General features: G+C 59.9%; 15 protein-coding genes. 1 reads left to right on the top strand and 14 read right to left on the bottom strand.

What is annotated here, in order from left to right:
• Positions 1-26: 26 nt before the first annotated feature.
• The 11 genes from AB4Z35_RS18630 to AB4Z35_RS18580 all read right to left on the bottom strand — a co-directional run bounded on the left by AB4Z35_RS18630 (position 27) and on the right by AB4Z35_RS18580 (position 9,055).
• Positions 27-1,013 carry a DNA polymerase III subunit delta' gene (locus AB4Z35_RS18630; protein WP_442098575.1) on the bottom strand — a complete coding sequence of 329 codons (987 nt, stop codon included), beginning with the start codon at positions 1,011-1,013 and terminating at the stop codon, positions 27-29.
• A complete protein-coding gene (gene tmk / locus AB4Z35_RS18625) occupies positions 1,006-1,638 on the bottom strand; it encodes a dTMP kinase (RefSeq protein WP_442098574.1) in 633 nt (210 codons plus the stop codon). Before tmk ends, AB4Z35_RS18630 begins: the two co-directional genes overlap by 8 nt.
• A gap of 19 nt (positions 1,639-1,657) precedes the next feature.
• Positions 1,658-2,890 carry an endolytic transglycosylase MltG gene (mltG, locus tag AB4Z35_RS18620; RefSeq protein ID WP_442098573.1) on the bottom strand — a complete coding sequence of 411 codons (1,233 nt, stop codon included), beginning with the start codon at positions 2,888-2,890 and terminating at the stop codon, positions 1,658-1,660.
• Between the two features lie 3 nt (positions 2,891-2,893).
• Positions 2,894-3,709, bottom strand: coding sequence for an aminodeoxychorismate lyase (pabC, locus tag AB4Z35_RS18615; protein WP_442098571.1), 816 nt, complete (start codon positions 3,707-3,709; stop codon positions 2,894-2,896).
• The gene (gene fabF, locus AB4Z35_RS18610; protein WP_007997045.1) at positions 3,709-4,953 is read right to left on the bottom strand and encodes a beta-ketoacyl-ACP synthase II; all 1,245 of its coding nucleotides are present in this window, start codon (positions 4,951-4,953) and stop codon (positions 3,709-3,711) included. Before fabF ends, pabC begins: the two co-directional genes overlap by 1 nt.
• 108 nt (positions 4,954-5,061) lie before the next feature.
• A complete protein-coding gene (acpP, locus tag AB4Z35_RS18605) occupies positions 5,062-5,298 on the bottom strand; it encodes an acyl carrier protein (RefSeq protein ID WP_007987170.1) in 237 nt (78 codons plus the stop codon).
• A 197-nt stretch (positions 5,299-5,495) separates the two neighbouring features.
• Positions 5,496-6,236 (bottom strand): 3-oxoacyl-ACP reductase FabG, encoded by a 741-nt coding sequence (gene fabG / locus AB4Z35_RS18600; RefSeq protein ID WP_007997043.1) that lies wholly within the window; start codon positions 6,234-6,236, stop codon positions 5,496-5,498.
• Between the two features lie 16 nt (positions 6,237-6,252).
• The gene (gene fabD, locus AB4Z35_RS18595) at positions 6,253-7,191 is read right to left on the bottom strand and encodes an ACP S-malonyltransferase (protein ID WP_442098570.1); all 939 of its coding nucleotides are present in this window, start codon (positions 7,189-7,191) and stop codon (positions 6,253-6,255) included.
• Between the two features lie 125 nt (positions 7,192-7,316).
• Complete coding sequence (plsX, locus tag AB4Z35_RS18590; RefSeq protein ID WP_442098569.1) at positions 7,317-8,327, bottom strand: phosphate acyltransferase PlsX; 1,011 nt, start codon at positions 8,325-8,327, stop codon at positions 7,317-7,319.
• A 4-nt stretch (positions 8,328-8,331) separates the two neighbouring features.
• Complete coding sequence (rpmF, locus tag AB4Z35_RS18585) at positions 8,332-8,514, bottom strand: 50S ribosomal protein L32 (protein ID WP_003179396.1); 183 nt, start codon at positions 8,512-8,514, stop codon at positions 8,332-8,334.
• 13 nt (positions 8,515-8,527) lie between these two features.
• The gene (locus AB4Z35_RS18580; protein WP_007942001.1) at positions 8,528-9,055 is read right to left on the bottom strand and encodes a YceD family protein; all 528 of its coding nucleotides are present in this window, start codon (positions 9,053-9,055) and stop codon (positions 8,528-8,530) included.
• A gap of 105 nt (positions 9,056-9,160) precedes the next feature.
• Here AB4Z35_RS18580 and AB4Z35_RS18575 point away from each other — a divergent pair, with 105 nt between their 5' ends.
• Positions 9,161-9,739, top strand: coding sequence for a Maf-like protein (locus AB4Z35_RS18575; RefSeq protein ID WP_116263318.1), 579 nt, complete (start codon positions 9,161-9,163; stop codon positions 9,737-9,739).
• 403 nt (positions 9,740-10,142) lie between these two features.
• On the opposite strand, the gene AB4Z35_RS18570 is transcribed toward AB4Z35_RS18575, so the two are convergent.
• The 3 genes from AB4Z35_RS18570 to rluC are packed head-to-tail and all read right to left on the bottom strand — an operon-like array spanning position 10,143 to position 12,768.
• Entirely contained in the window at positions 10,143-11,132 is a 990-nt protein-coding gene (locus tag AB4Z35_RS18570; RefSeq protein WP_442098567.1) for a S49 family peptidase, read from the bottom strand.
• Between the two features lie 24 nt (positions 11,133-11,156).
• Complete coding sequence (locus tag AB4Z35_RS18565; protein WP_442098566.1) at positions 11,157-11,819, bottom strand: HAD-IA family hydrolase; 663 nt, start codon at positions 11,817-11,819, stop codon at positions 11,157-11,159.
• Positions 11,806-12,768, bottom strand: coding sequence for a 23S rRNA pseudouridine(955/2504/2580) synthase RluC (gene rluC, locus AB4Z35_RS18560; protein ID WP_095963753.1), 963 nt, complete (start codon positions 12,766-12,768; stop codon positions 11,806-11,808). The genes AB4Z35_RS18565 and rluC overlap by 14 nt, the downstream gene beginning before the upstream one ends.
• Between the last annotated feature and the right edge of the window lie 111 nt (positions 12,769-12,879).

Below are 12,879 nucleotides of genomic sequence, written 5' to 3'. Positions count from 1 at the left end.
GATACTCAGAGTCTAGGCGCAGACAGTCATCTTTGGGCAGGCAACGACACCCATTGCACCAGCAATGCCTCCAGCAGCAAGGCCGGATTGAGGTTGGCCTTGCTCAAGACTTTCTGTCGCTGGGCGAGGATCCAGTCCTGAATATCGAGGACTTTGCCTTGAGCACTTTTCTGCGCCAGGTATTGCACGACCTTGCGCATGTCGGCCAGGCCGAGGCCGGCTTCGTCCTGGGTCAACTGATAGCGCAGGACCAGGCTCGACCAATCGCAGAACCAATCGAACAGGCGCAACATCGGAATGTTTTTCCATTCTTCGGCCAGTTGCGTCGGCGACTGCTGTTGCTTGAGGAGTTTTTTCACCCCTTCCACCACTTGCGTGCGCTGTTCACGCACGCCCTGGGCCTGAAGATTGACCGCCGCCAGTGGCGAACCGGCGGCCAGCGTCAGCAGCTCGATGCGCTCCTCTTCGGAACATTCCGGCAACGCCTGAGCCAGCCATTTCAAGCTCATGGCCTCGCCCGGCAGCGGACAGGCCTGCTGCACGCAGCGACTCTTGATGGTTGGCAACAAGCGGCTCGGCTGGTGACTGACCAGCAACAGAACGGTGTCGCCGGACGGCTCTTCAAGGCTTTTGAGCAAGGCGTTGGCGGCGTTGATGTTCATCGACTCGGCCGGCTCGATCAGCACCACTTTGCGCCCGCCCAACTGCGCGGTCTGCACCACGAAACCGACCAAGTCGCGAACCTGATCGACCTTGATCGCCTTGTCGGCTTCTTCCGGTTCCAGGATGTAGTTATCCGGGTGACTGCCAGCCTTGAGCAACAGGCAGGATTTGCATTCGCCGCAGGCGTCCAGCGCGGTCGGGCGCTGGCACAGTAAACTGGCCATCAAGCGCTCGGCCAGTGCCCGCTTGCCGATCCCGGCCGGGCCATGCAGCAGGTAGGCGTGAGCATGCTGGGCGCGACCGGCCAGTTGCTGCCAGAGGCTTTCCTGCCACGGATAGGCCTCAGCCACGGCTCAACTCCAGCAGGCGCGGCAGCAAGGCATCCAGCGATTGCTGTACCTGTGCCAACGGTTGGGCCGCATCGACCAGCACATAACGCGCCGGATCCGCCTTGGCTCGCTTGAGGAACGCATTGCGTACGGCATCGAAGAAGGTCCGGCCTTCGAGTTCGAAGCGATCCAGGCGGCCGCGGGCGCTGGCGCGGGCCAGGCCGACTTCGACAGGCAGATCGAAAATCAGCGTCAGGTCCGGACGCAGACCGCCCTGAACGAAAGTTTCCAGGGTCGCGATGCGCTCCAGCGACAAGCCACGGCCGCCGCCTTGGTAGGCGTAAGTCGAATCGGTAAAACGATCACACAAGACCACGGCACCGCGGGCCATCGCCGGGCGAATCACTTCGGCCAGGTGCTGGGCACGCGCCGCGAACACCAGCAGCAACTCGGTATCCGGGTTCATGACTTCGTCGGCCGGGGCCAGCAGCACTTCACGGATGCGCTCGGCCAACGGCGTGCCACCTGGCTCGCGGGTCAGCACCACCTCGATGCCGGCGGCGCGCAAGCGCTCGGCCAGGTATTCGCGATTGGTGCTCTTGCCGGCGCCTTCCGGGCCTTCCAGAGTAATAAACAAGCCAGTCACAGGCAGTCCTTAGTCAGAGTCATTGCGGGCTTTTCGACGCGTTGGCATCGAGGGCCGGCGTTTCAGGAACCGGCGCAGGATCTTGCGGCGCCACCTGWGGCAGCGCCTCGGGAGCCGTGTTGGGTGAAGAGTCCGGGATCGGGGCCAACTCTTGCGCAGCCTTGGCCTCCTGAGTCCCAGTTTGTTCAGTCTGGGTCGGCGGTGTCTCAGGCATGGAAGCAGGCGCCGGGCTGGAACGGTAATCGGCGCGACGCTTGAGCTGGAACTCCTTCACAGCATTGTTGTGGGCATCCAGATCATCGGAGAACACGTGAGTGCCATCACCGCGCGCCACGAAGTAAAGGCTGTTGCCCTCCACCGGGTTGAGCGCCGCATGAATGGCTTCGCGACCGACCATCGAAATCGGGGTCGGTGGCAGGCCCGCATTCATGTAGGTGTTATAGGGCGTCGCTTCCTTGAGGTGAGCCCGGGTCAGCTTGCCGCTGTAGCGGTCGCCGAGACCGTAGATCACCGTAGGATCGGTCTGCAGCAGCATGCCCATCGCCATGCGCCGTACGAACACACCTGCAATTTGCCCGCGTTCCTGTGGCACTCCGGTTTCCTTTTCCACCAGCGAGGCCATGATCAGCGCCTGGTAGGGTTCGGTGTACGGCGCATCCACAGCGCGTTGTTCCCATTCCTTGGCGAGCACTTCGTCAAGGCGGTCGTAAGCGGTTTTCAGCAGTTCGATATCGGACATGCCGCGCACGTAACGGTAGGTGTCAGGGAAGAAGCGCCCTTCCGGAAAAATCCCGGTGTGACCGAGCTTGTCCATGACCTGGCTATCGCTCAAACCGTTGAGGCTGTGATCGAGCTTCTCTTCCTTGGCCAGCGCTGCGCGGACCTGACGGAAATTCCAGCCTTCGACCAGGGTCAGGCTGTACTGAACCATTTCCCCGCGTTTCCACAGGTCGATCAGGCCTTCGACGGTCATGCCCGGTTGCAGGCGATATTCGCCGCTGTGCAGGGGTTGTTTGGGAAGATTGAAGCGCCAATACACGCGCAGCCAGAACGCGTCCTTGATGACGCCATTGGCTTCGAGTCGGTAGAAGGTGCGGGTCGGCGTAGTGCCCTTGGGCACATCCAGCAATTGTTCCTGGGCAATGTTCAACGGCTGTACCAGCGCCGAATGAATTTTCCAGGCTGAAGCACCCAACAGCAGCCCCGCCAGAACCACTCCGGTTTCCAGCAGCAGCAAGAGTTTACGTCTCACGTATCAAGCATCCAGTAGCGCACGGGCAATGGTTTGGAGTTTACGGGTGAGCGGCCCAACCGGCCAGTGAAGAGCAGCACAGGCGCGCACCGGCCAGATACCATACACGCTGTTGCAGACAAAGACTTCATCAGCCCATTGCAGCTGTTCGAGGGGGATATCGGTGATTTGCGTGGGGATTCCCAGCGACCTGGCCTGAAACAATATTTCGCCACGCATCACGCCGGCCACGCCGCAGCGTTTGAGGTCAGCGGTGATGAGTGCGCCATCACGCACCAGGAACAAATTGCTGAATACCCCTTCAATCACGCGCCCGGCCTGATCGAGCATCAAGCCTTCGGCATGCTCGGTGTCCTGCCATTCGGCACGGGCGAGGACTTGTTCAAGACGGTTCAGGTGCTTGAGGCCAGCAAGTAATGGCTGTCTGGACAATCGCGTGGCGCAAGGAAACAAACGAACACCTTGCTCGCCATGCGCGGCCGGGTAAGCCGCAGGAGGATTGCCTTGCAGAATGCGTCGGGCCTGAGCCGAAGTATCGGGGGCGTAACCGCGCAGGCCGTCGCCGCGAGTGAGGATCAGCTTGAGCACCCCGTCACCCAATGCCGCGGCATAGGCCTGCAATTCGCTGCGGATCAACGTCTGATCGGCGGCAAGCGCCAGACGTGAACAGCCGTCCGCCAGACGCGACAGATGTCGCTCCAGCAACACGGGCTGTCCGTTACGCACGGCGATGGTCTCGAACAGACCATCGCCATAAGCCAGGCCGCGATCCTTCAGCGACAGAGCGTCAGCCGGCTGACCGTCGACCCAGCTGTCCATCAGCCTGCGAACCGGCGGAACACCAGCGAGCCGTTGGTACCGCCAAACCCGAAGGAGTTGGACACCACCACATCGATATCCATATTGCGCGCCGTGTGCGGCACGAAATCGAGGTCGCAGCCTTCGTCCGGCTCATCGAGGTTGATGGTCGGCGGCGCTACCTGGCTGTTGATCGCCAGCACGCTGAAGATCGCCTCGACCGCGCCCGCCGCACCCAGCAGGTGGCCGGTCATGGACTTGGTGGAACTGACGGCCAGCTTGTAGGCATGCTCGCCGAACACCGACTTGATCGCATTGACTTCGGCCAGGTCGCCTGCGGGAGTCGACGTGCCGTGGGCGTTGATGTACTGCACTTGATCGCCATTGATCTTCGCATCGCGCAGCGCATTGGTGATGCAGCGAGCAGCACCCGCGCCATCGGCGGGTGGTGAAGTCATGTGGTAGGCGTCACCGCTGGTACCGAAGCCAATGAGTTCGGCGTAGATGGTTGCACCACGGGCCTTGGCGTGTTCCAGCTCTTCCAGAACCAGCGCACCGGCACCATTGGACAGCACGAAGCCATCGCGGCCCTTGTCCCATGGACGGCTGGCGCGGGTCGGCTCGTCGTTGCGGGTCGACAGCGCGCGGGAAGCACCGAAGCCGCCCATGCCCAGACCGCAGGCCGCCATCTCGGCGCCGCCGGCAATCATCACGTCGGCTTCGTCGTACATGATGTTRCGKGCWGCCATGCCRATGCAGTGCGTACCGGTGGTACASGCCGTGGCGATGGCGTAGTTRGGTCCCTGTGCCCCCAGATGGATCGACAGGAAGCCGGAAATCATATTGATGATCGAGCCTGGCACGAAGAACGGGGAAATCCGTCGTGGGCCGGTCTCGTGCAGGGTGCGGCTGGTTTCTTCGATATTGGTCAGTCCGCCAATACCCGAGCCCATGGCCACGCCGATGCGCTCACGGTTGGCGTCGGTGACTTCCAGGCCGGCGTTGCGTACCGCCTGAAAACCTGCGGCCAGACCGTATTGAATGAACAGGTCGAGCTTGCGGGCTTCCTTGACCGACAGGTATTCCTCGACATTGAAACCCTTTACCGAGCCGCCAAAACGGGTGGAATAGGCAGAAAGGTCGGTGTGTTCGATCAGACCAATGCCACTGCGGCCAGCCAGAATACCCTGCCAGCTGCTCGGCACATCCGTGCCCAGTGGCGACAACATACCCATACCGGTGACTACGACGCGTCTACGCGACACAGCACTCTCCTTTTTCAAATGACGACTTTGCATCAGGCCTAAAGAAAAAACCGCACGCCGTGATAGCAGTGCGGTTTTTCCATGACAGCGAGCAACGATTACAAACTATTACGCCTGGTGGGCAGTAACGTAGTCGATTGCGGCTTGTACAGTAGTGATCTTCTCGGCTTCTTCGTCAGGGATTTCGGTCTCGAATTCCTCTTCCAGAGCCATCACCAGCTCAACGGTGTCAAGGGAGTCGGCACCCAGGTCTTCTACGAAGGAAGCAGTGTTGACCACTTCTTCTTCTTTAACGCCCAGTTGCTCAGCAACGATTTTCTTGACGCGCTCTTCGATGGTGCTCATACCTTGTTTTCACTCCTAATGGACAAATTCAGGCAGCTGGCCAGTGGGTAAGTGTATAGAAAGGCTTTTCAGCTTTTCAACTGAAAGCTTCACTCCTCAAACCCGGTGACCCTATGCCTATAAAATAGATTGCAGCTTTATAACGGATTTTAGACAGCTCGTATGACATTTTTTTGAAGCAATCCGTCACATTTGAATTACATGTACATCCCGCCGTTCACCGGGATTGTAGCTCCGGTAACGTAAGCCGCACCGTCCGACGCAAGAAAAGCGACCACGGACGCGATCTCTTGAGCTTGTCCCAGACGACCCAACGGAATCTGCGTCTGCAAGGCTTCACGCTGCGCCTCGGGCAGTTCACGGGTCATATCGGTATCGATGAACCCTGGGGCCACCGAGTTTACCGTAATCGAACGCGAACCGACTTCACGCGCCAGTGCACGGCTGAAACCTTCCAGACCGGCCTTGGCGGCTGCGTAGTTTACTTGGCCTGCGTTGCCCATGGCACCCACAACCGAACCAATACTGATAATTCGGCCCCAACGCGCCTTGGTCATGCCACGCAAAACGCCCTTGGACAGGCGGAACAGACTGTTCAGATTGGTATCGACAACGTCGTGCCACTCGTCGTCTTTCATGCGCATCATCAGGTTATCGCGGGTGATACCGGCATTGTTGACCAGGATCGCCGGCGCACCGAACTGCTCCTGAATGCTCGCCAGGACCGCGGCCACGGACTCGTCGCTGGTGACGTTGAGCTCAAGGCCGGTGCCCTGAATGCCGTTTTCCTTCAGGGTGGCGGCAATGCGCTCGGCACCCGACGCGGAGGTCGCGGTACCCACAACGATGGCGCCCTGACGACCCAGTTCCAGGGCGATAGCCTGGCCAATGCCACGACTTGCACCGGTGACCAGTGCAACTTTACCTTGCAGACTCATGCAAGCTTCTCCTGATTCAGGCCAACGCTGCACGAGCGGCAGCGAAAGCGTCTGGGGTATTGAGGTTGGATGTCGACACACCTTCGGCGCAACGCTTGTTCAGACCGGCCAGCACTTTGCCCGGACCGCATTCGACCAGTTGGGTCGCGCCCTTGGCGGCTAGCGCCTGGACCGATTCAACCCAGCGTACTGGCTTGTACAGCTGTTCTAGCAGATCACGCTTGAGGGTTTCCAGATCGGCCGGCACTTCGGCACTGACGTTCTGGACCACAGGAATCTGCGGTGCCTGCCAGTCGATTGCCGCGATCGATTCGGCGAAACGTTCGGCAGCCGGACGCATCAGCTCGCAGTGGGACGGCACGCTGACCGGCAACGGCATGGCGCGCTTGGCGCCACGCGCCTTGCAGCCTTCGATGGCGCGCTCGACGGCTGCCTTGGCACCGGCGATGACCACCTGGCCCGGCGAGTTGAAATTGACTGCACTGACCACTTCGCCTTGCGCCGCTTCGGCACAGGCTGCCAGTACGTCCGCATCGTCCAGGCCCAGAATGGCGGCCATGCCGCCCTGTCCGGCCGGCACGGCTTCCTGCATCAGTTGGCCACGACGTTCGACGAGCTTCACCGCGTCGCCCAGGCTCAGACTGCCTGCCGCGACCAGCGCACTGTATTCACCCAGGCTGTGCCCGGCAACGTAAGCCGGGCGCGCGCCACCTTCCGCCAGCCACAGACGCCACAAGGCGATAGAGGCGGTCAGAATGGCCGGTTGGGTTTTATCGGTTTGATTGAGTTGCTCTTCCGGCCCTTGCTGGGTCAGTGCCCACAGGTCGTAACCCAGTGCATCGGAAGCTTCTTTGAATGTTTCAAGGACAACCGGATGTTGTGCGCCCAACTCGGCGAGCATGCCGAGGGACTGCGAACCCTGTCCCGGGAAGACGAATGCGAGGGAAGCAGACATGTAACAAGCCCCTAATGATCTTGTCGTCGGAGAGTTGGCGTCCCGCTTGGGGGACGCAAGAAACTGACAGTTGGATGGCCTATCGAACCAAGCGGTCACATTTAAGCATTGTCCGACGAAAACGCCTAAGGCAACAAATCCTCCAGACGACCGTGCAGGCGCTCGGGAAGATTCTCCTGAATCTCGATCACGGCGCGCTGGATGGCACTTTGAAAACCCTGGACCCCTGCAGAACCGTGGCTTTTCACCACAATTCCCTGCAATCCGAGAAAGCTCGCACCGTTGTGCCGGGCCGGCGCCAGATCAGCCTGCAGACGCTTCATCAACGGCAGCGCCAGCGCACCGACCACACGAGAGGCCACGCTCTTTCTGAACAAAGCCTCGATACGCCCGGCAATCATGGTCGCCAGACCTTCGCTGGACTTGAGCAGGATGTTGCCGACAAAACCGTCACACACCACCACATCCGCTTCGCCACGGTACAAACCGTCACCTTCGACAAAACCGATGTAGTTGATACCACGGGCACTTTGCAACAAGGTTGCAGCCAGCTTGACCTGCTGATTGCCTTTGATGTCTTCGGTGCCGATGTTCAGCAAAGCCACACGTGGACGGACGATGCCCAGGGTTTCCGCTGCAACGGACCCCATTACCGCAAATTGCAGCAGATGCTCGGCGCTGCAATCGACATTGGCACCGAGGTCGAGCAACTGGCAGTAACCTTTCTGCGTAGGGATCGCCGCGACCATGGCCGGCCGGTCAATGCCCGGCAAGGTCTTGAGCACGAATCGCGACAACGCCATCAATGCACCGGTGTTGCCGGCACTGACACAGGCCTGAACCTTGCCATCACGCAAAAGCTCAAGCGCCACGCGCATGGATGAGTCGGGCTTGCCACGAAGGGCCTGGGCGGGTTTTTCGTCCATGGTAATGACTTCGCTCGCCGGGACAATCGACAGGCGCGCGCGATCCACCGCCGAATGGCCAGCGATCAATTCTTCAAGAAGGGAGGGGTGACCGACGAGGGTCAGGTGCAGCGAGGGTGTGGCAGACAGGCAAGCAAGGCTGGCCTGAACAATGCTGCGGGGACCGAAGTCCCCGCCCATTGCGTCAATCGCGATGACTTGAGCGGACAAGTGATTACTCGTCAGCGCCCTTGTCGATCACTTTACGGCCACGGTATACGCCTTCTGGCGATACGTGGTGACGCAGGTGAACTTCACCGGTGGTTTTTTCTACAGACAGGGTGCTAGCCTCGAGAGCGTCGTGCGAACGGCGCATGTCACGGGCAGAGCGGGATTTTTTGTTCTGCTGAACAGCCATAATTGATTAACTCCTAAACGTTTGGGTCACGCTTTAACTGCGCCAATACACTGAACGGGTTGGACCGCGTTACCTCGTCCTCGCTCGGTTCGGGCTCATCTGCTCCCGCCGGCTGCTGGCATTCTTCCGGATGATGAGCAGGCACAATGGGCAAGGCGAGCAGAAGCTCCTCCTCGATCAGTGACTGCAGATCCAAAGGATCTTCGCCCAGTTCCAGCACGTCATAACCTTTCGGCAACGACTGGGTATTCGCACCCTCCTTCACCACAGCGTAACTGCATTCGCTATGGATCGGCAGGGTGACCAGCTCAAGACAACGCTGGCAAACCATTTTGACTTCAGTGTCGATAAAGCTGTGGATGACCACAGATTTACGTTCATCTCGTTCAAAAACGAATTTAGCCTGCACCGTACCGACATTGTCGGAAAGCGGGTCGCAGAGTCTCTCCAAATCGGCCAGCAGCATTTCACCTTGAAGGGTGGTGCCACGATCAGCCAATTTGCGCGGGTCAACGTGAGGTGGAATCGGGTCATTCAACATAGGCGCAGCATTATAGGGATGCACCCGCCCATGTCAAAGGAAATTCAGCCCTGTCCGTCACTTGGAAGCCTCGCTAGAATTCGCACCTGCCTTCTGGAGATGCGCATGCTGCCTTTATTACTCGCTTCTGGCTCGGTCTATCGCCGGGAATTGCTGACCCGCCTGCAACTGCCTTTCACTTGCAGCTCGCCGGATATCGACGAAAGCCATCGCCCGGGCGAATCCGCCATTGAGCTGGTCAAGCGCCTCGCCGAAGAGAAAGCGCGCGCCCTGGCCGACAGCCATACCGCTCATCTGATAATCGGTTCCGACCAGGTCGCCGTGCTGGGAGAGCGGATTATCGGCAAGCCCCACACGTTCGAAAAAGCCCGCGAACAACTGCTGGCCGCCAGCGGTGCCAGCGTGACGTTTCTGACCGGCCTGGCCCTGCTCAACAGCCAGACCGGGCACTGCCAGGTCGATTGCGTGCCGTTCACCGTACACATGCGCACACTCGACGCCGCATGCATCGAACGCTACCTGCGCGCAGAACAACCCTACGACTGCGCTGGCAGCTTCAAGGCCGAGGGCCTGGGGGTAAGCCTGTTTCAAAGCACCGAAGGCCCGGACGCTACCAGCCTCGTCGGCCTGCCCTTGATTCGCCTCGTGGACATGCTGCTCGCCGAAGGCGTACGAATCCCCTGATTAGGACAAGCATGTAGCAGCTGGCGAAGCCTGCGTTCGAGTGCGTAGCGCTCGCAATTCCGGTGCGCGACTTGCCTGTAAGGTCGCGGTGGATGTCCCGGCGAGCGCTGCGCACTCGAACGCAGGCTTCGCCAGCTGCTACAGAGACTGCGCTCAAACGAAAGAAACCGGCCACCTGGGCTAATGCCGGTCAGTTAAGCAATTTCAGCCGCGACACCCTTTGGCTGCGCAGCAGTCGTAAATCCGGCTTGCACGACCTCTCTGACGTACCGCGAACCCTGATTTTACGACTGCTGCGCCCGAGCGCGGACCAAGCCGAACGCAGGCTTCGCCAGCTGCTACAGAGACTGCGTTCAAACGAAAGAAACCGGCCACTTGGGCCGGCTTCTCTACACGATGAAAATCAGCGCAACGACGGACCGCTGAAACCCATCCACATCGCCAAATGCTCAGCCACGCTGGCGCCGAGTTTTTTCGAGAAGCGATCGAATGTCGACTCCTGAACGGTAAAGTCCACCAGTTCTTTCTCGCCGATCACATCTCGCGCGACCGAACTGGCATTGCCCAGCCCATCGATCAACCCCAGTGGCAGAGCCTGCTCGCCAGACCAGACCAGACCGGAAAACAGCTCCGGATGCTCCTTGTCCTTCAGGCGATCGCCACGCCCTTGCTTGACGCTGTTAATGAACTGCTTGTGAGTCGTATCGAGCACACCCTGCCAGAAGGCAGTTTCTTCCGGTTTTTGTGGCTGAAACGGATCAAGGAACGACTTGTGCTCGCCAGAGGTGTAAGTGCGACGCTCGACTCCCAGCTTCTCCATGGTGCCGACAAAGCCATAACCTGCCGCCGTCACACCGATGGAGCCGACCAGGCTCGCCTTGTCGGCGTAGATCTGGTCCGCCGCGCTGGCGATGTAGTAAGCACCGGAAGCCCCCAGATCGGAAATGACCGCATACAGCTTGATGTCCGGGTGCAGGCCGCGCAGACGACGGATCTCGTCATAGACATAACCCGACTGCACCGGGCTGCCGCCCGGGCTGTTGATGCGCAGAATGACGCCCTTGACCTTCTCATCCTCGAAAGCCGCGCGCAGGCTGCCAACGATATTGTCTGCGCTGGCCGATTCCTTGTCGGCGATCATGCCTGTCACATCGATCAGCGCCGTGTAGTGGGCGCTGCGAGTAGCGGCTTTTTCCATATCCATCAGCGGCGAAAACAGGACAATTGCGCCAAACAGATACACAAAAGTCAGCAACTTGAAGAATATCCCCCAACGACGGGACCGGCGCTGCTCCTGAACGCCGGCCAGCAGCGTCTTTTCCAGCAGCTTCCAGCTTCTGTCGTCACCGCTCTCTGCGCTCGCCTTGGCGGGCGCTTTCCATTCGTCGGTCATGCCATCCACCCCAAAAACAACCGGTTAAGCCCGCTGACTCAGCCAGGCATGCAATTCTGAAAAACGGTCGATGGCCAGTCGCGGCTCATACAACCTCAACGCATCGATCGATTGAGCACCATAACTGACGGCCACCGAGCCCATGCCGGCATTGCGCGCCATCTGCAAATCAAAGGACGAATCACCGACCATCAGCGCCTGCTCCGGGCGAACCTCGCAATGGGCGAGAATTTGCTCGAGCATCAACGGATGGGGCTTGCTGGCGGTCTCGTCAGCGGCACGGGTGATATCGAAGTAATTCTCCCAGCCATGGGACTTCAACACCCGATCCAGCCCGCGACGGGCCTTGCCGGTCGCCACAGCCAGATGATAGCCCTCGGCACGAAACGCCTCGAGCGACTCGACCACACCCTCGAACAGCGGCGAAGGCACAGCCTCCGACGCAATATAATGTTCGGCATAGTGCTCGCGGAACGCGATCAGGTCGGCGTCGCCGATTTCGGGGTACAGGGTGCGGATCGCTTCCGGCAAGCCCAGACCGATGATGCCCTTGACGGCAAAATCGTCGCGCTGTTCAAAACCGGAGCGCCGGGAGGCAACATGCATCGCCTCGACAATCCGGCCAATGGAATCGGCCAGCGTGCCGTCCCAATCGAAGATCAGCAGCTTGTAATCAGATGGGCGCACTCAATCGCTCCACGGTTTTGGCCCACATTTCGTCAACCGGCGCTTGCAGCTTGAGCTCACCACCATCTGGAAGCGGCACGGTCAGCATGTAGGCATGCAGGAACAGCCGCTTGCCGCCCAGATCGCGGATTTCCTTGCTGAAACCCTCCTCGCCATACTTGGTGTCGCCAGCGATGCAATGCCCGGCGTGCAAGGTATGGACGCGGATCTGGTGAGTCCGGCCGGTAATCGGCTTGGCTTCGATCAGGGTGGCAAAGTCGCCGAAGCGGCGCAGGACCTTGAACACGGTCACGGACTCCTTCCCCTCCTCCTCGTCGACCTCGACCATGCGCTCGCCGGAGCGCAGATTGCTCTTGCCCAGCGACGCACGGACTTGCTTGATCGAGCTCGCCCAGTTACCGCGGACCAGCGCCATGTAGCGCTTGTCGACGCCATCACCGCGCAACGCGGTGTGCAAGTGGCGCAACATGCTGCGCTTCTTCGCGATCATCAACAGGCCGGACGTATCACGGTCGAGACGGTGAACCAGTTCGAGCTCTTTGCAATCGGGGCGCAACTGACGAAAGGCTTCGATCACCCCGAAAGTCAGGCCGCTGCCGCCGTGCACCGCAATGCCCGCAGGCTTGTTGATCACGATCAGCGCCTTGTCTTCGAAGACAATCGAAGCCTCGAGCCGCTGCAACAGCCCTTGCGCCAGCGGCACCGGCTCGTCGCGTTCGGGCACGCGAACCGGCGGCACGCGCACGATATCGCCCGCCTGCAGCTTGTACTCGGGCTTGATCCGACCTTTGTTCACACGCACTTCGCCCTTGCGCAAAATGCGATAAATCAAGGTCTTGGGCACGCCTTTGAGTCGGGCGAGAAGGAAATTATCAATACGTTGGCCGGCATATTCCGGCGAGACCTCAAGCAGTTGTACGCCTGGAGTCGGGGGGGTAGTCGTCGTCATGCTGCGGATGATAACAATTTTTTATGGAATTGAAGCACTTAATCATTGCTGCTATAGTCGCGAACGTCGCCAAAAGCGGCCTGGACAGCGGACCAACGGTCAAAAACCGGC

This window comes from Pseudomonas sp. KB_15 (genome assembly GCF_052114525.1).
Taxonomy (GTDB): Bacteria; Pseudomonadota; Gammaproteobacteria; order Pseudomonadales; family Pseudomonadaceae; genus Aquipseudomonas.
The sequence above is the reverse complement of the archived record's forward strand: the minus strand, read 5'-3'. Positions and strand labels throughout refer to the sequence as shown.